This window comes from Nostoc sp. DSM 114160 (genome assembly GCF_053470305.1).
Genome location: NZ_JBPFGO010000001.1, coordinates 662,501 through 683,965 on the forward strand (window position 1 = coordinate 662,501; position 21,465 = coordinate 683,965).

Here is a 21,465-nt window from a genome sequence, read left to right on the forward strand (position 1 = left end):
AGAAAGATTACCACACGTTGCACCTCAAAAGTTTAGTATCGCCGCAATTGAACAGAAGGTAAATGTTAGCGGTAGTGCTAGCAGAGCAACAAACTATAGAGGTGATTTTCTTGGTGTTGGTAGTGCTTTTGGTGGTTCGTGGTTCATCCGCACCGATCAACCAAATTTAGAAAATCCGCAAACTTGGAATATTGCCGAAGCGTAGTTTCTTCGACAAACTAATTCAACTGATTATTTTGTAGGTTCCCAGCCAACGTTTTGGCAGGCTCAAGGAATAGGAGACTATTGGGGTTTTATATCCATTCAACGACGGGGGTTAGTACCACCTCAACCCTTCAGTGGTGGTTCTTCCGATCCTCGCCAACGGTTACAAGCAGATTCTATTGGACGGACAATTTCTGGTAAGGCTGAACCAGGTACATTAGTGCGATTGGTGCAAGGTTTTGGCGCTCGCGTGATTGCCGAAATTTTAGTTGATTCTTCTGGCATTTACCGTTTTGAAAATATTAAAAGCCAAAATCAATTTTTGGGCAACAATTATCGCATCTTGCTCTATCCCCAAGGACGACTCACCGCCCAACCAGAAATTCAAGAGGCTACTTTTTCGACAGTACTAGGACAATTACTAGCAGGTGCTTCAGGATTAATCGTTTCTGGTGGCTTACGACGGGATTTTGTGGAAAATCAAAGTTTGTTGGGTAACTTTTCTGACTTTCGGGGCGGAATTGCTGGGCGTTGGGGTTCATCGGAAAATCTGACAGTAGGTTTAGGTGGAGTGTATGACGAATCGGCTAGAGCCTTAGCAGAATTATTTTGGCGTCCGGGAAAGTTACCTTTGCAGGTAGCAGTTTCAGCATTGACGGGTAATAAGTAGGATGTGAATACAGATATTCGCTATAATCCATCTTCCAGCTTGAGTGCTGCATTTCTCAGCGATCGCTTGTCTAGTCTATTATTTAGAGACTTCCAAAAAATACAGCAAATTTGAGGTTCATGAGGTACAGTAGCAGCAATTAGTAAACCAATTTTTTAGATGCTTTGGATCAACTAGTTTCAGCGCAATTTTAATTAAACCATCAACGACAGATGCACTCTTGGGAGAAAATTGTTTCAGAAAAGCTTTTAATTGTGACCACCAATGTTCAATTGGATTGAATTCAGGAGAATAAGGAGATAGATAAAGAACACTTGCTCCCACTCCTTCAATCAAAAGCTTAATCTCTTCGACTTTATGAGCAGGTAGATTATCCATTACAACGACTGCACCAACCCATAATTGCGGAAGTAAAAAATGTTCTACAAAAACTTTATATGCATCTCCATCCATTGAGCCGTTTAAAGTCATCACGGCTAAAACCTTCTTTAAGCTAATTCCTCCGATTACACTTATTTTTGCTCCCCGATAATATGGTTTAAAATTATACGTTCTAGTACCGCGCTCGCTTCTTTGATGAGTTCTAGTTAAGCCAAGTAAAACACCCATTTCATCTATAAATACAAGGTCTTCTGGGTCTACTTGCTTTACTTTCTCCCAATACTCTATTCTCAGTTTTTGGACTCTTTCTGTTTTTCCTTGGCTGCACTTTCACTTTTTTTTCGCGTTAATTTTTGTTTTTGTAATGCACAACACATCACACTTGCACACACCCAAACGTTGTATTTTTCTCCAAAATATTCGCAATATTCCAATAAAGTTGCGTCTGGGTAAATTTGAACCATTTCGGCTAATTCGCTCACGAAATCATCTAACCTACCCTTCATGGCTCCACCTTGCTTTTTAGGTTCTAGATGTCCTTGCACTCTATGAAGTTGGATTAGCTTTTGCACATAGCTTTTTGCTACACCAAATTGCACAGCAACCTTTCTTATTGAAGTACCACCCTTTTCGTAAGTATTTACTATTTTTTCTCGTAAATCGATTGAGTATGCTTTCATTTTAAGTCTTGATACACCAATATTATGTGTACCTCATTTACCTCGAAAGTGCTGTAATTTATCCCAAATTATATTTATATTATGGGCACACAGTTAGCTATGCGACCCAACCGACAAGTATTAATACACGATGCATTTCTGGAAAAGACATTGTGGCATGTGTAGTAAGAAAGCAAATATCACTTGATGCTCAAGTTAGCTCAAGGGGGTCTAATGATCGATCGCTTTTTGAATCTAATTTTTATCGATTCCTTTGCTGTAGTAATTAACCTGACATTTGGTACATTACTTCGCACTAAAATCTGCAATTATTCATGGGATGGAGTTGTAAATGATGAACTTTCAACACCAGAAAGTAGCGCTAGTTCTTCTAAATCTCTACCACCCTTAGAAGAGGTATAAACCACTCCTCTTCGATGAAATCTGCCTGCTGTAGCGATTCTCATTTGAAGAAAATATAGGCTTGCTTAGGGGCGTACATCTGTGCGCCTCTATGAGAATCTATATCGATCTGTGGTTAATTATATTGATTGTCACAAGCAATAACGAGAATTTTAACGGGAATACGGTAAAATCCAGAGGTACTTTTATTGTTATCAACGCGGGTTAAGGATGGAAGTAATATGATTACGTTTTTGGCTGGGGGTGATATTGCTCTTTCAGTGACGCTATTGTTTCTTATGTCATAGATGTAGGCTGGGCAACTCTAGTTTTGAATATAGTTGCAATAACTTTAGGTTTTGCGATCGCTACTTTAACCGGATTAGGAGAAAAACGTTTTACAGCAATTACAGTAGAAGTAGGAATTCAAAATGGGACACTGGCGATCGCGATCGCTTCTACACCTACACTACTGAACAGTCCTACAATGACCATTATTTATTGGGGCAATTTATGGTCTGCTAATGTTTGTGACCGACATTCCTTGATGGTACAAGCTCCTAAATTCATTTATGGAGTTAATCTCAAATCTCAAACTTGTACTGAGCGACTCGTACCGACTTGTGCCGAGCGAAGTCGAGGTAGCGGAGCCGAGGTAAGTCGAAGTATATCAAATTCCCAAGCCCCTAGATTTATCTATGGGGTCAATCCAAAATCCAAAACTTGTACCGAGCGACTCGTACCGACTTGTGCCGAGCGAAGTCGAGGTAGCGGAGCCGAGGTAAGTCGAAGTATTTCAAATCCAAAATTGTCTGACTGGTGCTGGATTTACTTGGTGGACTAGTCGTCACCAATATTTTTTGAAAGCATAAAATTAGTTTGCCTCATAGGTTACAAGTATTTGTAGAAATTGAATTATTCAATCTTGTTACGTTGATGTTTCTAGCCTCTTCTGCTAAACCCATTGATGACAATCTCAAAAATTTAGTAGACGAAATTGAAGCGCAAAGTTTTAGTTTATCAGTTTTAGCAGCGCGTCAATTCCGTTATAGTTTGCTTCAAACTTCGGTAGAAGTGAGCATCAAAGAACCCCGCCAGTTTAACGTACTCGAAGAATTTATCATCCGTGCTGCTATTGAATTTCAACCTCCGCCAACAGAAGATGAATTAGCCTCTATACTTGGGCTGGATTCTGTATTTATTAAAACTACTACTGCAACACTTCGTTCTTTACAAACTCTATCACCAACATCGCCACTAACAGTTACTCCTGAAGGTCGATCGTTTTATGAAAAAGGGTCAGTGCCACAGCCGCCATATCCTATACAAATTTATGCTATTACAGACCCTTTAAGCGATAAGATAACCTTTCAATTTGAATCCTTAAATGAGACAGTAATAAATTTGCCTGATTTGGCAGACTTTATAAATATTGATAATACAATTGCTGATATTGCTTCCTTACCTCTTGAGGAAATCCAAAAAAGTATTCAAGCTTCAGGTTTAGGACTTCATGTTTCAGAAGAGGGAAAAATTGTCACTTCCTGTAAGGTGCTAGCTTCAACTCAAAAAATTTGGAGAAAGATATCGATTTTCATTATATTTGATGCCCTTGAAGATAAATTGAGTATTCAAATAAGAAATGGAAAACAAATCTTAGAGTCAGCATCCAATTGGTTAGAAATGCTACATAGTGAAGGAAAAATCTCTTTGCAAAAATTATGTAAATTTTCAATTGCAACCATCAATTATGAACGTGAAACCATTCTCAAGCTGAAAAATACTGAAATAGAAGCTAGACTCAAAAATATTTGCACAAAGGCTCTAGAAACTTCTAAAAAATCAGTAGTAGGTCAAGCAATTCAGCTACGGAATGGACAAATTAGCCAAGCTTTTTTAGAAGTTTTAAATTCGGCGAAAAGCCAAGTTCTGATTTATTCTCCTTGGATGAATCAAGCAGTTGTTAATGAAAAATTTCTGACTCTATTACAGAAATTAGCTAATCGCGGAGTATGGATTTTAATTGGATATGGAATTACGCAGCAACTAGAAAATGAAGATAAACCAATTCCACCAGAAGTGGAAAAAAAACTTCGAGCGATAAAAACACCCGATGGGTTACCATCCGTACAGGTTTTTTGTTTGGGAGATTCCCATGTCAAAGAAGTAATAGTCGATCGAGAAATCTATCTTTGCGGCTCTCATAAGTGGCTATCTGATCGCGGTAATTACCTACCACTAGACGAGTCAGTTTATAAAGTTACAATTCCCCTTCAAGTCCAGGAAGCTTATGAATTTCTCGCTAATCGCTTCCAAAATCACGCTCAAAAATTATGGCAAAATGCTCTCGAAAACCGTGATTATCAATTGGCTGTAGAGTCTTTATGTATCTGGAGTGCGCTAGGTATGGAAGATATTGTACTCAAAGAGATACAAAAAAATAATTGGTTTGAACTTTTGCCTGTATGGTTAAATGTAGCACTACAGGGATTAAAATCGAAAAACCTATCAGGTGATTCAACAAGTTTTCAAACTGCACTTTCGTTACTCAGTCAAGTTTCTGTTGAAGAAGCTTTTATTGAGCAATTGCAACAGGGATGGCGGAAAGTTATCGGCGCGATCGCAATTAATAATCCTGAAACTGCTTTAAACTTACTTAATGATGAAGTATGGGCGCAGTTTATACGTCTCAATATTGTTCAAGAGAGTGATTCACGCAATCATTTTATTTTGTACCGCACTTAACCCGCACTGGGATATTTTTCATACTTCAATAGTAATAATTTATCAAAGACAATCGAGAAATATGCCGTCTGAAATATACCGTCTTGATTTGGCGGGGATTGTCAATTAAATGATTCTTAACCTTTGATTGACTTAAAGATAGATCCAGAGATTCGTCTTGTTCGATACAATTTATGGGTAGAGAGAGCCGAGGAGAACAAGGTGGTCTTATTAAAAGGCTTTGAGATTGAGATGTACACGGGCACGCCTCAAGGTGAAATCGTCGGTCTCTCCGACAAAATTGTTGCGGCTTTGGATGGATTTATGCGCGAACCAGATAGCCGCAACGTCGAGTACATAACTCAACCATCCCATAATTACGAAAATTTGTTGTGTGCCTTGCTGCGTCCCCGGCGGGAGTTGCGAAACTACCTCAATCGTTTGGGCGATTACACCTTAATACCAGGGAGTACTTTATCTTTGGGTGGGGGCGATCGCTTTGTGCGTTCCGATCCAGCAAACCCCTATCATGACTACATTGAGAACACCTACGGCACGAAAGTAGTCACCGCTAGCGTACACATCAATATAGGCATCAGCGACCCAGAAGTATTGATGCGGGCGTGTCGGGTAATCCGTATGGAAGCACCCCTATTTCTCGCTCTCAGCGCCTCATCTCCGTTCTTGGATGGCAAAGCTACCGGCTATCATTCCACACGTTGGGGCGTTTTCCCACAAACGCCCAGCCATGTGCCCTTATTTGCCAGCCACGCCGATCATATCCAGTGGGTGGAAGATCAACTCGTTGCCGGAACCATGCAGAATGTAAGGCATTTGTGGGCATCGGTGCGACCAAATGGCGATCGCCGTCCTTATGACTTGAATCGCCTAGAACTACGAATTTGCGATTTAGTCACAGATCCCATTGCCTTATTAGCTATTACTGCCTTATTAGAAGCGCGTTTGTTGCAAATAATCGAAAATCCCAGCATCGATCCGTTAACCCAAAGCACTTTCTCTGCTGAAGAACTTGTCACCCTGACTGCTGACAACGAAGCTGCTGCTGCTGCTGGTAGTCTTGATGCTCAGTTGAGGCATTGGCAAGATGGCAGAAGTATTGTAGCCAGAGATTGGATTGCCGAAATTTACCAAGATGTTTGGGCGATCGCCAAGCAACAAGGTTTTAGCTGTTTCCTTTCCCCTTTGCACAAAATCCTCCGCGAAGGCAATGAAGCTCAACAGTGGTTGCAATTACACGCAGTTGGTTTTGACACCCAGCGCGTCATCACTCAGGCTATTATTGCCACCCAAGAGCGCGAAATCGAACTCGAAGACAAATTATGTTCGTCGCTGCTGGGTTAACTCAAAAGACATTGGGGATTAGGCATTGAGAAAACACTTTGTTTATGTTCTTGTCCCCTCATCCCCTCACCTCTACTCCCCATTCCCCATTCCCGTCTTCATACAAATGGTAGATTTTATTGCAGGCACTACCAGCCCTAAAAGACACAAGCACTTACTTTGTCTACACAAAACTTAATATTTCCTGATTGTAGCCAAATATCCTCTCAGGCATTGATCTGGGCTAATTTGTACTTCCTTTTAAAAATCTAATCGATAGAGGATGCTTGATTATTATTAACAAAACCTATGAATAGCCTCTACCTTTTGGTAGATTTAACATTGACAATAAATTTTTTTATACAATACCTAAATTGTACGGATAATGCCTCAGGTAGTTTTAGTTAACCCGCAGATACCTCCTAATACAGGTAATATTGCCCGTACTTGTGCAGCTACAGGTACAGAGTTGCATTTGGTGGGGCCTTTAGGGTTTGAAATTAGCGATCGCTACCTCAAAAGAGCCGGTTTAGATTACTGGCCTTATGTCAAACTACACTATCACGAATCACTAGAAGCCTTTAAAACCGTACATCAGAGGCGTGGCGGCAGATGGTTGGGTTATACGGTTAATGGAAATTGTAATTATGTAAGCTTTCAGTTTCAACCTGATGATTGGCTACTGTTCGGTAGTGAAACCACGGGTTTACCACCAGCAATTCTGTCAGATTGCGATGCTACCGTCTATATTCCCATGAGCCAACCAGGGGTTCGTAGCTTGAATCTGTCAGTGAGTGTAGCAATAGGCTTATTTGAAACCCGTCGCCAGTTAGGCTATTTAGAATAGTTGTTTACATGACTGCTTATAAGTGTATTTACTTATAAGCTTTCCATAAACCTATTAGACGATTTATTTGTGACTGTAAAAATTTTCTTGATGATGGCAAGAATATGTAAAACAATATACCAAAAAATGGGTTTATTCGCGAAATGTAGTGGAAGATACTTACAAGTATAGTAAGGTTATTATAAGAAATTTGTATATAAAACTTGGGATATTGCCAAATTTGAATGATAGATTTTGATGAATTTAAAACATCCTAAACTAGGAACGAAATTGCTAAAATCCAGTCATGTATTACATTTGAGCTATTTTTGCTCGATCGAGGACAGAAATTAGCCCAAAAGTAGCCGATAGTTAATACGGTTGTTTTTTAGGGAATAATCAACGTAAAGTCTCGTGTTGAGAAGACGGATGGGGTAGAAATATCTTGAAGATATCTACAGCAGGGGGCATAACTTTTCCAGAAGTCGCCGCAATTTAATTTTTAGCAGCGACTTGGACTTGGCAAATAATTTGTCCAGTCCCCGTGATTGACGCAAGACAAGCGCGGATAATGGTAAAGAATAAAATCTCGTCCTAAGTGGTGTTAGGAGTGGTTCGGACAAGTAAACACAGCAAAATTTAAGTTTTGCAAACAGATGTGAACTTGTCTAAATCAGAGAAGCAGGTTAATCTTGCGTAAGCATCTCTGGTGAATGTGATCTCGATCTATCATTTGTTGCGATCTAAATCATTGACTAGTATCCAACTGAAAAATCGAGGTTAGTTAAGCGCTAGTGATCGTAAGGAGGTCGTCTTTGAAACGAGCATTGAAAAAGAGAGTAAAAGCTGTGTTGAACAATACCCCTAGCAGCGATGATGCCCCGGTAGAACTGCTAAATGTGATGAATCCAAAAGTGAACAGCCGGGTGCGGACAAAAGCGGCGATGATTGGCTTGGCAATCTCTATGGGAGCAACCAGCCTTTTGGTGACTCGACAAAGCGATCAAGCCCAAGCAGCGGTGCCAGTAGGTAGCCAAAAGGCAACTTCAGCGATTCCTGCTGTTCCTGACACCAAAGTGAAATTTGCCTCCACAAAGCTGGAGTCCCCAAGCAGTCTCATCAGCGAGCGTGCCGGAAAATCCTGTAATCGTGGAACCAACGGCAGTATCACAAGTGCCTGGGCTTGAAGCTAAATGGCAAGTCGCGGCAAGTGGAATATCTTTGCAAGTTCCTGCATCAAACACGTTTTCTCAAACAACAGCAGGTGATAAAAATTCTACTTACCTGAAGCCCAAAATGGCACAGGGATTGAACAATACCTTAGCCGAAACTAGTTTTCCAACAGTCAATAAGCTGTCTGACTATAGTGCTGATGGTGTTGATAGTACAAATACATCACTAACTGCCCAGCCACAAACAGTGGCAACGTCAACCGCAGTTAACAGTGAAATAAATGCACAACTTAAGGCGCAACAAGAGTTCGCACTAAATCGCTTACAAGAAAAATCGAACCGCTTAAGAAAGAGTCTGGCGCAGTTGCAGTCTGGAGAGACCAAAAATTTATCACAAGCTGATATAGAATTGGCGCAGCCGACAACTGTGGTTGAGAAGACTGCATTAGCAGTCCAGTCAGATACTTCTAGCGATGCAAGCCAAGCGAACCTGGTATCGAAGTTAAAACAGAAGCCAAGAGACACTGCATCTGTACCATCGGCGCCAATAGTGATTGCCTCCTCGACGCATACAGCTTATGAAGTTAAACCTGGAGATACACTAGCAGCGATCGCCAGCAGATACAACACTTCAGTATCAGAACTAGTTAAAGCAAATAACCTCAATAATCCCAATGAACTGCGAATTAGTCAAAAACTAGTTATTCCTGCGGTTCAAATTCCTGCGGTTCAAATTCCTACCGTTAAAGTTGAGGCAACTGTAGCGAATCAGCCGACTTTTGTAGAGTCTAGCAAAACTCCTAATGTTGCTACCTCCCCTTTGAATATTGGTAGTGCTAACTCATATCTACCTAGTTCACCATCACCAACTATTGCCGACAACAGTAGCGTTGCCGTCCCTGCACCGGTAACTGTACAGATTCAGGCAAATAGTGCAACCGACTTAGAAACGGCCCCCCCGACAGCTAAGTCTAATGGCGTCGGTGGTGATATTCCAGTGCCACAAGCTTTTGCCGAAATGCAACAGCCGAAGACACCAGTAAATAGGGTAGCAAGGGTAAACAATAACAATAATGACCGTTTGCGGGGCTTACAAGCGGAAATCCAGAGATTACAGCAGAAATATCGCGCTCAACAGTCTGGTAATTTAGTTGTGCCAGCAGCAGCGATCAAAGCAAATAATGCTGCTATACTCACTCCTATTTCTACGCCCAATAATTTCAGTGTACCTAACTCTGCATCTAGACCAAATAGTGTAGCAATACCAATTCCAGTTCCGACACCGATTCGGGCTAACTATAGCGTTCAGCCTAAGCCCCAATTGCGTACTACTGTACGCCCTACCGAAGCAGTAAACCCAGAATTCTTGCCTAATCTAGGTTCTGCTAGCCAGTGGACTCCCTCTCGGACTCAATCTGCGACAAGGGTGGCAACGCCTCCTGGAAAAGTAAATGCCTCTGACTCTTTAGGAAAGATGCGAGGAACCACAGTTTCTCCACAGGTATTACCGCCTTTGGCAGCAGTGGATCAATATCTTCCCAGACCCATTGACGAACTTACGCCTCCTCCATCTAGTTCAACTTTGGCTTATATCTGGCCAACGAAGGGTACTCTCACTTCTGGCTTTGGTATGCGTTGGGGAAGACCCCACAAGGGAATTGATATTGCTAACTCCACTGGCACGCCAGTTGTTGCCTCAGCTGACGGTACGATAGAAAAAGCCGGCTGGAACAATGGTGGCTACGGCAACCTCGTCGAAATCCATCATCCTGATGGCAGCAGCACTCGCTATGCTCATAACAGCAAGATTCTGGTGCAACCGGGTCAACAGGTACATCAAGGAGAAACAATTGCTTTAATGGGTACTACTGGTCACAGCACTGGCCCACACAGCCACTTTGAAATTCATCCATCAGGCAAGGGTGCTGTTAACCCAATAGCCTTTCTACCACAACGCCTGTAATTCTTAGTTCTCTTTAACTAAATCATTGCTTTATTAGTTGAGGGAGTTTACCTCCCTCTTCTACTTTTATTACCTCAATAAGAATGAAAGTTCTAACAAAATTGCAAAACAGACTAGTCTTGAGCAAATTTATATGCTATAGTAGTTAATGATTTTGAAAAACATGGCTCAGTAGCTCAGTTGGTTAGAGCACGGGACTCATAAGCCTGGGGTCGTTGGTTCAACTCCGACCTGAGCCATTTTAAAAGTAAGATAATATAAGTGTTTCAGCTTCTGTACATTGGTGGTCATGGAAGCTGAATCTTTGTTTTAACTCTCCTTTGACTATCCAGTGACTATCCAAAATAGTCAAAGGACTACCATGAAAGTTGGTATTGAAGTATCTAAAGGTTATCTTAGATTAAGATTTCCTAGAGCTTTATTTAATGGCAATCAGAAATACTTATCCTTAAATTTAGCTGACACTGTTGAGAATAGAGTGGCTGCTGAGATTCAGGCACGACGAATAGAGTTAGATATCCTAGCTGGTTATTTTGACCCTACCCTTGCCAAATACAAAACTGATCACACCCCTACCCCTAAGAAACAAAAGGTATACAGCCTACTTGAGTTATGGGAAAAGTACACTCAGTTTAAAAGCGGTCAAGTACAGGAATCAACTCTAAGAGCTGATTTGTAAACAAAAGCTTAAGAAGCCATGCGCTTTACCATCAGACGAATCAACGAGCCATAAATCATTGCTTCACTTAACTCTGTATACAACTCATAATCCTTACTCAAACGCCGAAATCGATTGAGCCACCCGAATGTACGTTCTACAATCCATCGTTTCGGTAAACGCTCAAATGTTTTTGAGTTCCTTTGGATCACCTCAACACGAACCTGTTCACCGCAAACTTGCCTAACTGCTTGAGCAAAGTTTTCGCCTGAATAGCCCTGATCTACCCAAACAACTTCTAATTTGGACAATTCGTCAACAGCCTCATGTAGCACAACGACGGCTCCTAAACGCTCCGAAGCATTGGCTTCGGTCACTAAAACACCAATCAACAACCCCTGAGAATCCACCACTATATGGCGCTTACGCCCTTTAACCTTTTTACCACCATCGAAACCGTAGATCTCCCCTTTTTTTCCGTCGTCTTCACCGACTGAGAATCTGCGATCGCAACGGTAGACAGTTCATCTCGTCCTAAATCTTGTCGTAGTTGATGGCGTACAAGGCCCGTGAATTTTCTGCCAAATGCCTTTGCGCTGCCATTTTTGAAAGTAGCCATACACCGTTGTGTAAGGAGGAAGGTCATGAGGCAACATTTCCCACTGACACCCAGTACGTTGCACGTAGAAAATCGCGTTGAGAATTTCTCGTAAATCTACTTCTACAGGATGTCCAAATCCCTTGGGTGTAGGTAGAAGAGGCTTGAGAATTAACCATTCAGCATCGCTTAAATCACTTGGGTAGGGTTTGCGGCGCGGATTTTCAATCGCAGGTAGATGGCTCATCAACAAGAAAATAACTACACTCGATTTAGCCTATAACCTTAGTCACGGTAGATTTGGTTCTCTTTAGATTTTCTTTACGAATCAGCTCTTAAAGAGTTAATTGATTATTGTAAATCTACCTGCTTAAAGTTCTGGCAGTACTCTGGAAATATCAGATCAGTTAGTAACTTTGAAGATTATACAGTTGATGCCCTACAGTTTGATAACTCTACTCTACCTATAGAAAATGTTATAGCTTCTGGTATTAAGACTTATGAGATTATTACTAGTGGTAACTTTGACATAGAAAGTAATCTTCCTGCTGGTAGGATGTGGTTTCTTTCAGGTGGAGATTCAAGCAGAATAGATATAGACATTGCAGTGCTTCAACAACTTTTAGATATAGCAGGTATAACAGTATGAGTTTAATTACATCCATTGAACATTATGAGTTAATGGCAAAAAGAAATTCACTATCTCACTTAATATCCCAGTTTAGTGGAATACTTGCTGTTGATTACAAAGGTAATATTACCTCTGGAATAAATTATTTTATTGATGATGGTGCTGTTAGGTTTAAAGAAGTAGAGAACTCTTCTAATGGACCTAAAGTAATTCAGAAAACTCAGAGAGCTTGGGCTTTACCTGGTTATCTATTAGAGGGTATTAAACGCCCTCAGATTAGCCCAGGAATAGAATTACCAACATTACCTACAGGTTCAGTTTCTACTACCCCTGCTGACGTTCTATTAGTTACTACAATACCTTATTATTGGTATCCTCAAGTTCCTAATGGAAATAAACTTAATTCTTATGAGTTGAGATTTGATATACCTTTTTTAGATTTAAAGAATAATAGACAATTATTTAAAGTAGGACAAAATAGTATTTTAGAAGAGGGAGTAATAGTTATACAGCTTTCTGCTCAACCTGCTTCTGCTACTACTATCTCTTCTCTTAATGGGACATTTGATTTTAATTTTACATAACTATGGCTAACACAGACTCAGGTTTACTTCAGATTAATTTAAGCCCAGCTATTATAGATAACCTTTACAAAATAATATATGGAGATGTTGACAAGAAAGATGCTTCAGTATATGGCAATTATGCCTTACTAAGAAATTATAAAGCTAATTATCTTTTATATAATAATAGTATAGGTTTATTTGGAATAGCTGTTGTTGCAGATAAAACAACAAAGGTTATTAATTATATTGATAATCTATTAAAGCAATTAAAAAGTGATCCTGAGTTTTGGTCAAAGTTAGCAGTAGCTATTAGAAATGAAAAAAGAATATTTACCCCTAAAATTATTAAAGGCTATACCACAACAGAAGACGGTGATTTAATTACTGCTATTACTACTAAAATTTTACCTGGACAAGATTTTAGAGTTTATGATATCAATGCGGTAGATAGTCTTACAGGTAGTACTTTATTTGCAACTAAACAGGTTAGTGATACTAGCAAAGGTACTAGAACAGGAAGTCTTATTTATAAAACTAGCTTAGTTGGATATCTAGACCCTACTAGTCTTGGTGGTATTGATGCAGCTATAGCCTACTCTGACTTAATAGTAGATGAAGAAGCGGGTACTGTTAGTGAAAAGATTAGTTTTAAATTAATTAGCAATAAAGAAAAGAATAGAGAATTACTTAAAAGAAATGGATACTATTTTAAATCAGATTTAAAGTTATTACTTCAACCTGATTTCTTATCTAAAACTTTTAAAGGTGGATTGTATATGAATGTAGAAAAGGTTGGCTACAAATTAATGGCTAACTTTCAAGATAGTATATAGTTATATATAAATATTAATAATTATGGCCACATCAATTAGTTGGGAATTATTTGAAAGTACTTATCTTAGGGACTTCCAAAGAATAAATTGTCCCAAAAATTAATCTTTTGGCAGTTACTCAATAATGATAATCATTATTAAGGGGAAGAGAGCGGCAGCCGTCGGCTGCCGCTCTCTTCCCCCCTTTGTAAGCATGAAAAAATCTACACTCGCACGAGCAAGCCGCAAAGTGAAGTTATGTTTATTTAAGACTATAAAGCTGTAAATTACTATTTATAACTTACGTTTTGGCAAAATTAATATCAATAAACCAATTACCCAGATTGGGAAAAAATTCGTTTTGAGAATGAGTCAAACGCTCAATTTGTTTCTCAATTTCCGACATAGCTTTTTTTGTGAGTTTCACTCCGGTGGCGTAAGTTTGAGTAACTAACTTAACAATTGGATGTTTACCCTTCCATGTCATACTAGCAGCCAAGTTTAAAGCCGTTTCTATTTCATCTAAGATGCTGCCGTTCCAATGATTTTCTAATACTGCCCATGTTCTTTCTATGGGATTATATTTGCTATGGTAAGGCGGATAGTAAGCTAAACGTATATTCAATGAGTATTTCTGGGCAAACTCTACTATACGTTTCATAAACTGGGTGCGTCGAGAACTATTCTCTGGCCCATTATCTTGATTGAGCAGTAATGTTTCAACGTGAGAAAAACGATGTTTCTCACTCATCCAAAAATCCTCTAAAATATCAACTATAAAATCGCTTGTAACTTTCGATTCCGTAAAATATAAAAAAAGTTCATCAAGCTCTGGAAGGAATATCCCATAAGGAGTTACGGTTGTTTTAGGATGATAATCATGGTCATCAGCTTCGACCTTAGCCCGGCTTTTACCTCCTCGGTCAAATGAGCCAATTTTGACGCGAGCTTTTCCATCCAGCGACAGACGCAAGACACTTCCGTCAGAAGATGCATTTTGATTTACTATATCTAGTTGCTCAAAGATTGCGTCGGTTTGGGGAATTTTTTTTGAGGTTGAACTTTAGCTACTCGTCTCAAGTTATAGCCTAAGAGGTTCAGTTTCAGACGAATCGTTTCTGACGTAGGTAAATCTTCATTCCTATAATCATACTTTTCTATTAATTGCTTTCTCACTTCGGTAGCACAGAGACGAGTATATAGTCTTTGACTTTTAAAAGTTGGGTCTGTCTGGCTTTGGGAATCTACTAAATTTTTGATATCTTCTAGGAGATTTGGTAAATGTAATTCTGCTTTATAGCGACCTTTTGCGCTCATATTGTCAATACAGGTAACACCACTAGTTAATTCTTTCATCCCTTTACGGATAGTACCTCGATTCCATCCTAATTCCGATTCTGCAAGTCTCTGTCCACCTACACCCAAACCTTGGACTGTTGACGCTATAAACTTACGTTTTGCAGCACCTTTTAATTGAGATGCTGTTTGTTTTAATAGTTGTTTCAGTGAAGAAGTTAATACTATAGACACCTCTGCTGCACCCAAAAATTCATCATTACTGAATTTACTACAAAAAGGAGGGGAGAAAGCGGCAGCCATCGGCTGCCGCTTTCTCCCCCCCCTAAAATGATTATCATTATCTTAAATGGGATGTTTTATTTTTTGGAAGTCCCTTAGACCCCCAGATATCTGACGTTTATGGCGCTCAATATGATGAAGACACTTTAAAGAAAACTACCTTTGCTTCTATAACTGATTTAGTTAGCAAAGGATTAAGAGCTAATTTGTAAACTCAAGTAAAGTACTTGTCTTGCAAGGATTTCAGGAATTTGAGTCAAAAAAATACTTATTCGCTGAAACTCAGACCTAGTAACGACTTGAGTATCCTTCAGATTTTCTTTACGAATCAGCTCTAATAGACGTAGGGCCTTTACCTACTACTACTTTAATACCTGCTACTCCTCAAATAACTTATTTAAATCCTAGTCAAATTACTATTGGTAATACATTTTCTGTTACTTATAATAATGTAACTGTTTCTTTTGTAGCTACTGCTAATACTGTTGCTAATGTAACTGCAAATTTAACTAGTTTAATAAATGCTAATGCTACTTTTAATAGTGATTTAACAGCCTATGATGATTCTACTAGAGTTAGATTAGTTGGTATTACTTCAGGAGAAGAGCAAGAGTTTTATAGTTTAGCTGAAAGAAATGTAGGTACTGGAAACCCAGTATTAGAAGTAGTAATAAATAGTGAAGCTAGTGATTCTGAATTAGAAATAACTGATTTATCTATTATTAATGCTAACCACGCAGATGCTTTTAATACAATCGCTGCTGGTGTCAAATACTTTTTAGTATCTGATCCTGTAGTTAAATTACAAACTGCTGCTGGTTTAGATATTCAAAAGAATGAAGCCTTAACTAGCGCTTGTAAAGCTAACTATGACCTTTTAATTCTTGCTTATTTAAGAATACACATTCTTAATGAAATTACTGCCTCTGCCTTTTGGAAAGAGCAACTACAGGTTTCTTCTAGTGAATCAAGTGGAGGAAGTAGTGGGGGACAATTAACTTTAGCTGAAAGACTTCAAATTATTGAAGCTGAAAAGAATGCTAAGTTAGCTGAAATTGCTAGAGAAGAAGATAAAGAATTAGCTGTAGGTGATCAAAAGAGATTAAACTCTATTGAACTAAAACAAGTTGATAGAGCTTATGAACTAGAAAACAAAGCTGCTCTTATTGAAAAGAAAGCAGACAATGGTGCTTGGACTTCTTCAGGTCAGTTCACTATTAGTTATTTAGATTACTATGTTACAGATTTAGTAGACACTGTACCTTTAATGATTACAGAATTTACCAATGAAGATTATGGTATACCAAGTTTATTACAAGTAGGTAGTTATCAAACTTCTATTGCTGTTAATAAATATAAGAGATTAGATATTAAAATAGTAGCTTCAGCTAGCATAAACTTTACTTTGCAAGAATTAGTAGATGATTGGGAAGATATAAGCCCAGAAGTAACAGATAATGCAATAACAAAGAGTTACTCTTTAATTAATACTTCTATTATCAAAATAAAAATTACTGCTTTAGAGCCTAATACTGAACTATTAATAGTTGGACAATTACATAGTTAATAATATGAACAATGGAATATCTGTAATATGGGGTGGGGATTATAGTTCCACTAAAACTTACTATAAAAATCAAGCAGTATTTTATCTTGGTTCATCCTATAGAGCCAATAAAACTACTACAGAAGAACCATCTATTGATGCTTTAGATTGGGATTTACTTGCTCAAGGTGCAGATGCTTCTGATATTGATTTAGATAATTATTACACAATAGAAGAAGTTGATACACTATTAGAAAATAAAGCTAATCAAAGTAATACTTATACTAAAATTGAAACTGATAATTTATTAAATCTTAAACCAAGTTCTTTAAGTCAATTATCAGATGTACAAATAACATCACCTGTTCAGGGTCAATTATTATATTTTGATGATGTTAGCAGTGGTAAGTGGGTTAATCAAACTGTTTCTCTTGGAGGTGGTGGTACTGGGGAAACTAATACTGCTTCAAATGTTGGTTTAGGTGGTGTAGGTTTATTTAAACAGAAAACTGGAGTTAATTTAGAATTTAAAAACATTAATGCTGCTTCTAATAAAATAAGCATTACAAATGACCCCAGTAACTCTGAAGTAGATATAGATGTAAATGAAGCTAATTTAACTCTAGGAAACCTGTCAGGTACACTTGCGATCGCAAAAGGTGGAACTGGGTCTACTTCAGCTTCTGCTGCCCTTACTGCTCTTGGAGGTGCCACTACTGCAAGTGTAGCTTTAAAAGCTGATACCACTGCTTTAACTTCTCACACTAGTAATACAAGTAACCCTCACTCTGTCACTGCTGCTCAAGTTGGTAATAGCACTGCTCAATGGAATGCTAATAAATTACAGGGTGTAGATGTAATATCAACCACTCCCACTAATGGACAGATATTAACTTATAACAGCACAAGTACTAAATGGGAACCTACTACATTTGCTGGGGCTAGTGGGGGTAAAGTAGTTCAAGTTGTTTATGCTTCAAGTAATACTATAACTACAGTAGCTGCGGGAGCCTATACAAGTATTGGTTTAACTGCATCTATTACACCTACAGTTACTTCTAATATCCTTTACTTCTTTGTAGAAATACAAGGTATAGAGAAAACTTCAGGTACTGCTGATACAAATTATATTATTGGTACCCAACTTTATAATACTACTAGTGCTTCTGCTACTTATACTGCTAATTGTTTTGCTGGAAGATTTACTACTGGTTATATACCTCCTATTAGTTTTCAAGCTCAAGGTTCTATTACTGCAACTACTATGAATTTTGCTGTAAGAGCAAACGTAACTGGAGGCAGTATCAGGTTTCAAAGTAATAACACTGTATCAAATATAATAATTATGGAGGTCAGCCTCTAATGGCAATAGAAATTACCCCAGATAAAGTTACTAATGATTCCATTTATGTAAATGGTTTATCAGTAATTTGGGCAGGAGATTGGTTAAATACTAAGACATATAGAAAAAATCAAGCTGTTAGTTATTTAGGTTCTTCTTTTAGAGCAAATAAAACTACAACTCAAACACCTTCCTCAGAAAGTGTTGATTGGGATGTGATAGCTTTAGGTTCTAATGACATAGTTGATACAACTGAAAAAGATATATACTTTACTTATGCAGATGTAACTTCAAGATTAATTTACACTACAGGAATTAATGAAATAATTTTAACTGTAACTGTAGTAATACTAGTTCCCTTTAATGGGACAGGAGCTTCTATTTCAATAGGAGATTCAATAGTAACAGACAGGTTGGCTAACAATACCCAGATTTACCTTAGTGAAGTAGGAGAATATTCTATTAATCCTACTTACAAATATACTTCAGCTACTCCTATTAATTTATTAATAACTCCTGGTGCTGGAGCTACTCAAGGTAGTGGTTACATTATAATTGAAAGTAAATAATAATAAAATTAATTAATAAATAATATGGCTCAGATTTTAGATTTAAAAGGAACTTCTATTTCCTCACTTCAAATTGAAAAAGCAGGTGTAAGACTTAAGAATGCTACTGGTGATTTACAAGTTAAAAACTCTGCTGATTCTGCTTTTACTAAAGTAACTGCTTCTCAATTTGAATCAACTAATGATATTGGCTTAGTAATTAATTCAGATGCGGCTGGTAGTGGTGCAGATTGGAAAATTACACTAGCTAGACCTTCGTCAGGTATGACGGCTAACTACACTTTGACTTTACCTACTAGTGCGGGATCACCTTCTCAAGTACTTACAACTGATGGTAGTGGTAATGCTAGCTGGACAACTCCCTCAGGTGGTGGTAGTTCAAATGGTCAATTAGTTGATACAACTTCTTTAGCATTTAATAGTGCTTCTAGTGTTTCAATGTTTACTCTGCCAGCTAATGCTGTTGTTAGTAGAGTCGAAGTAGTTATTGATACTCCTTGGGCTACTGGGAGTGCTACAATGACAGTAGGAATTTCAGGTACTACTTCTAAGTATTTGGGAAGTAATTCTGTTGATTTGTATGGTGCTGCTGGTGACTCTTATGTTACTGCTCCTAGTTTAGCTGCTAATGGTTCTTCGGAATCTTTAATCATTACTTATGCTGCTAGTAGTGCTACTGCTGGGGCTGCAAGAGTCCTAGTTTATTACAGTAATCCTGCTTAATAATTTAACTATTATGTGACATTAACATTAGGGTAATTTAAAGTTATCCTAATGACTTTTTTATAAATAAAGATAATAAAATATATGGCTTCTTATTTTGATTTAAAAGGTACAACAATTGATTCATTTAAAATAGGTAAAGGTGGACCTAGTTTAAATAGAAGTGGATCTAATATTATTAAAGTAAATAGTAACCAAATAATTACTGAAGAGGTAGAACACCCAGGTTATTTATCTGGTAAGTATTATATTAATACACCATTAACAGATGGTTTTTCTGCTGTAAGTGCAGCAAGTATAGTTAATACTGTTACTTATTTTCCTTTCAGAATTCCTAGATATTTTAGAATGTCTAATGCTTCTGTAAACGTTACTACAGCAGTAACTAGTAGTCTTTTTAGAATAGGAATATATACTAATGATAATACTACTTTTTTACCTAAAACTTTAGTAGATGGTATTGCAACTAGTCCCAGTGATTTATCAGGTGGTACTACAGGATTAAAACCTAGTACATGGGCTAGTCCCCTTTACATGTATCCAGGTTGGTATTGGTTAGCAATATCTAGTAGTGCTTCCTTAGCTTTTACTGGAGAAACAGCTTATCCTGCTTATAACTATTTTATAGGTAGTGATACTCAAACTATTTCTACTTTTACTTATGGATATAGAAATCCTTTAACATGGGTTGCAGGTTCCTCTTTTCCTACTGATGCAGTAGTAGATACATTAACTTCTTTTACTGCTGGTGCTCCCACATTATTTTTTCAAGTATTTTAAATATATGAGTTGGAATTATATAGAAAGAAATGGTCAACTTTATGCTGTTGACGAATTCTCTAACGAAGAAATACTTATTGATATTGAAACACAATATCCTTATACAGATACTATTCCTAGTTTACCTGGGGATATGTGGATAATGACAGCATTAAATTATTATTTTAATTACTTACGTTTAGTTAGAGATCAAGCTGATTGTGATGCTTTAGAACTTGAAGATATAAATGTTTATTATGATTTATATCCTGATTTAAACCCCTCTTCTTATGTATACGCAGCAGAACAAGACCAATATATTACTGATAATTGGCCTCAAGATGATCCTGCTAAACAAGCTTTAGTTGACTTAGTATATGCTGCTGAGGTTTACTAAATGTTCTTAACTACTGTACGTCCAGAGGTAGAAAAGTTAAATAAAATAATTGAAACTCAAAAGATTAATAAAAAAGATATCCAACAAGATATATATGAAATAGGTATAAATTCAGTAACAACTAATGCTTTGACAGTACTAGTTACGCTATCAATTGTAGGGGTAGGGATATTCTTTCTAGGTAAAAAATTAACTGAATTTATAGCTAGGCATGTAGTTCCTGATTTAAAATCTTATTTATCTACACAAGAAAGTTTTATTAAAGCTATTAATTCTAATTCAGAAGATATTAAAAAAAACTTAATAGTAATAGAAAGTGATGCTACCGAAGCACATACTAAAATAGTTAACAAATTAGAATCAATTGAGTTAGATGTTAAAGAGATTAAAATAATTATAGCTAATAAACCAAAGGTGTAATTATCCTATTTATCTATATTTTCTATATGATATCCTTAAATTATATAAGTAATTGGAGGATATTTTTTGTCATTATATAAAGAAAGTGCTGTTTATAAACATAGATATCTATCAGGTAAAAGAGAGGAACCAGTTAGATGTTCTGTTATTAAAAAAGATGGTACACAATGTAAAAATAAAATAATGCTAGGTTACAAATGTTGTGCATCTCATGGAGGTAAAGCAGCTAAAGCTAAGATTACTCATGGTTTAAATTCTAAATTAATTAAATATCAAGATATGAGAGCTATTAAATCACTATCAAACAAAGAGAAAAAAGAACTATTAGCTACTGATTATAATAAAGAAACTTTATTAGATAATAGCTTAATGCTTAGTGATGCTATGCTTGGCAGGTTAATTGAGCATCAAACAAATATAATAGAAAGATATGACGCTGCTGTTCAATTATTATCTGGTTCTGAAAAAAGAGAACCACGGGAACTATAAGTTTTAACTAATAATATTAATGGTTTAAGTAAAGC

23 protein-coding genes, 1 tRNA gene and 1 pseudogene (1 of these 25 running past the window's edge) are annotated in these 21,465 nt (G+C 37.5%); 21 read left to right on the forward strand and 4 right to left on the reverse strand.

The features are described 5' to 3' along the window. Together NSTCB13_RS03080 and NSTCB13_RS03085 are read left to right on the forward strand one after the other, a co-directional pair. Positions 1 to 205, forward strand: the 3' portion of a protein-coding gene (locus NSTCB13_RS03080) for a hypothetical protein (RefSeq protein WP_448271306.1). The gene continues 542 nt to the left of window position 1, outside the view; the window shows 205 of its 747 coding nt (coding positions 543-747); its start codon lies beyond the left edge, outside the window; it ends in the stop codon at positions 203 to 205. Between the two features lie 219 nt (positions 206 to 424). Beyond that, entirely contained in the window at positions 425 to 874 is a 450-nt protein-coding gene (locus NSTCB13_RS03085; RefSeq protein WP_448271307.1) for a hypothetical protein, read from the forward strand. A 117-nt stretch (positions 875 to 991) separates the two neighbouring features. On the opposite strand, the gene NSTCB13_RS03090 is transcribed toward NSTCB13_RS03085, so the two are convergent. Together NSTCB13_RS03090 and NSTCB13_RS03095 are read right to left on the reverse strand one after the other, a co-directional pair. Next, positions 992 to 1,549, reverse strand: coding sequence for a transposase (locus tag NSTCB13_RS03090; protein WP_445632213.1), 558 nt, complete (start codon positions 1,547 to 1,549; stop codon positions 992 to 994). Then, complete coding sequence (locus NSTCB13_RS03095; protein ID WP_445628212.1) at positions 1,546 to 1,935, reverse strand: helix-turn-helix domain-containing protein; 390 nt, start codon at positions 1,933 to 1,935, stop codon at positions 1,546 to 1,548. The genes NSTCB13_RS03090 and NSTCB13_RS03095 overlap by 4 nt, the downstream gene beginning before the upstream one ends. 186 nt (positions 1,936 to 2,121) lie before the next feature. On the opposite strand from NSTCB13_RS03095, the gene NSTCB13_RS03100 reads away from it, so the two are divergent. The 9 genes from NSTCB13_RS03100 to NSTCB13_RS03140 all read left to right on the forward strand — a co-directional run bounded on the left by NSTCB13_RS03100 (position 2,122) and on the right by NSTCB13_RS03140 (position 11,021). Then, on the forward strand, positions 2,122 to 2,337 hold the full coding sequence (locus tag NSTCB13_RS03100; protein WP_445628324.1) for a hypothetical protein: 216 nt from the start codon (positions 2,122 to 2,124) through the stop codon (positions 2,335 to 2,337). A gap of 310 nt (positions 2,338 to 2,647) precedes the next feature. Further along, a complete protein-coding gene (locus NSTCB13_RS03105; RefSeq protein ID WP_448268612.1) occupies positions 2,648 to 3,160 on the forward strand; it encodes a hypothetical protein in 513 nt (170 codons plus the stop codon). Between the two features lie 92 nt (positions 3,161 to 3,252). Continuing rightward, positions 3,253 to 5,061, forward strand: a complete 1,809-nt coding sequence (locus tag NSTCB13_RS03110; protein ID WP_448271308.1) for a hypothetical protein — start codon at positions 3,253 to 3,255, stop codon at positions 5,059 to 5,061. Positions 5,062 to 5,262: 201 nt separating this feature from the next. Beyond that, positions 5,263 to 6,402, forward strand: a complete 1,140-nt coding sequence (gshA, locus tag NSTCB13_RS03115; protein WP_448273110.1) for a glutamate--cysteine ligase — start codon at positions 5,263 to 5,265, stop codon at positions 6,400 to 6,402. 364 nt (positions 6,403 to 6,766) lie between these two features. Continuing rightward, the gene (locus NSTCB13_RS03120) at positions 6,767 to 7,228 is read left to right on the forward strand and encodes a tRNA (cytidine(34)-2'-O)-methyltransferase (protein WP_322674339.1); all 462 of its coding nucleotides are present in this window, start codon (positions 6,767 to 6,769) and stop codon (positions 7,226 to 7,228) included. A gap of 827 nt (positions 7,229 to 8,055) precedes the next feature. Beyond that, the gene (locus NSTCB13_RS03125) at positions 8,056 to 8,394 is read left to right on the forward strand and encodes a hypothetical protein (RefSeq protein ID WP_448271309.1); all 339 of its coding nucleotides are present in this window, start codon (positions 8,056 to 8,058) and stop codon (positions 8,392 to 8,394) included. Next, a complete protein-coding gene (locus NSTCB13_RS03130; RefSeq protein WP_448271310.1) occupies positions 8,357 to 10,342 on the forward strand; it encodes a peptidoglycan DD-metalloendopeptidase family protein in 1,986 nt (661 codons plus the stop codon). Before NSTCB13_RS03125 ends, NSTCB13_RS03130 begins: the two co-directional genes overlap by 38 nt. 165 nt (positions 10,343 to 10,507) lie before the next feature. Beyond that, positions 10,508 to 10,581, forward strand: a tRNA-Met gene (locus NSTCB13_RS03135). Positions 10,582 to 10,703: 122 nt separating this feature from the next. Continuing rightward, positions 10,704 to 11,021 (forward strand): Arm DNA-binding domain-containing protein, encoded by a 318-nt coding sequence (locus NSTCB13_RS03140; protein WP_448271311.1) that lies wholly within the window; start codon positions 10,704 to 10,706, stop codon positions 11,019 to 11,021. A gap of 8 nt (positions 11,022 to 11,029) precedes the next feature. Here NSTCB13_RS03140 and NSTCB13_RS03145 read toward each other — a convergent pair. Beyond that, a pseudogene (locus NSTCB13_RS03145) lies at positions 11,030 to 11,845 on the reverse strand (IS5 family transposase). Between the two features lie 398 nt (positions 11,846 to 12,243). Here NSTCB13_RS03145 and NSTCB13_RS03150 point away from each other — a divergent pair. After that, on the forward strand, positions 12,244 to 12,813 hold the full coding sequence (locus NSTCB13_RS03150) for a hypothetical protein (RefSeq protein ID WP_448271312.1): 570 nt from the start codon (positions 12,244 to 12,246) through the stop codon (positions 12,811 to 12,813). Between the two features lie 2 nt (positions 12,814 to 12,815). Continuing rightward, positions 12,816 to 13,628: a hypothetical protein gene (locus tag NSTCB13_RS03155; protein ID WP_448271313.1), complete on the forward strand. Its 813-nt coding sequence runs from the start codon at positions 12,816 to 12,818 to the stop codon at positions 13,626 to 13,628. A 280-nt stretch (positions 13,629 to 13,908) separates the two neighbouring features. Here NSTCB13_RS03155 and NSTCB13_RS03160 read toward each other — a convergent pair. Beyond that, positions 13,909 to 15,131, reverse strand: a protein-coding gene (locus tag NSTCB13_RS03160; protein WP_448270155.1) for an ISAzo13 family transposase whose coding sequence is annotated in 2 segments (ribosomal slippage) — positions 13,909 to 14,651 and positions 14,651 to 15,131 — 1,224 coding nt in all. Because the reading frame shifts where the segments join, the coding sequence is not laid out codon by codon here. 1,321 nt (positions 15,132 to 16,452) lie between these two features. Between NSTCB13_RS03160 and NSTCB13_RS03165 the strand changes: the two genes are divergently transcribed. The 8 genes from NSTCB13_RS03165 (at position 16,453) to NSTCB13_RS03200 (ending at position 21,430) form a co-directional block, all read left to right on the forward strand. Continuing rightward, positions 16,453 to 16,752, forward strand: a complete 300-nt coding sequence (locus NSTCB13_RS03165) for a hypothetical protein (protein ID WP_448271314.1) — start codon at positions 16,453 to 16,455, stop codon at positions 16,750 to 16,752. A 4-nt stretch (positions 16,753 to 16,756) separates the two neighbouring features. Continuing rightward, positions 16,757 to 18,094, forward strand: coding sequence for a hypothetical protein (locus NSTCB13_RS03170; RefSeq protein ID WP_448271315.1), 1,338 nt, complete (start codon positions 16,757 to 16,759; stop codon positions 18,092 to 18,094). Further along, positions 18,094 to 18,642, forward strand: coding sequence for a hypothetical protein (locus NSTCB13_RS03175; protein WP_448271316.1), 549 nt, complete (start codon positions 18,094 to 18,096; stop codon positions 18,640 to 18,642). Before NSTCB13_RS03170 ends, NSTCB13_RS03175 begins: the two co-directional genes overlap by 1 nt. A gap of 24 nt (positions 18,643 to 18,666) precedes the next feature. Next, positions 18,667 to 19,365 carry a hypothetical protein gene (locus NSTCB13_RS03180; protein WP_448271317.1) on the forward strand — a complete coding sequence of 233 codons (699 nt, stop codon included), beginning with the start codon at positions 18,667 to 18,669 and terminating at the stop codon, positions 19,363 to 19,365. 84 nt (positions 19,366 to 19,449) lie between these two features. Continuing rightward, positions 19,450 to 20,145 carry a hypothetical protein gene (locus tag NSTCB13_RS03185; protein ID WP_448271318.1) on the forward strand — a complete coding sequence of 232 codons (696 nt, stop codon included), beginning with the start codon at positions 19,450 to 19,452 and terminating at the stop codon, positions 20,143 to 20,145. 4 nt (positions 20,146 to 20,149) lie between these two features. Beyond that, entirely contained in the window at positions 20,150 to 20,521 is a 372-nt protein-coding gene (locus tag NSTCB13_RS03190; protein ID WP_448271319.1) for a hypothetical protein, read from the forward strand. After that, positions 20,522 to 20,941, forward strand: coding sequence for a hypothetical protein (locus tag NSTCB13_RS03195; protein WP_448271320.1), 420 nt, complete (start codon positions 20,522 to 20,524; stop codon positions 20,939 to 20,941). 66 nt (positions 20,942 to 21,007) lie between these two features. Then, complete coding sequence (locus NSTCB13_RS03200; RefSeq protein ID WP_448271321.1) at positions 21,008 to 21,430, forward strand: hypothetical protein; 423 nt, start codon at positions 21,008 to 21,010, stop codon at positions 21,428 to 21,430. Positions 21,431 to 21,465: the final 35 nt, after the last annotated feature.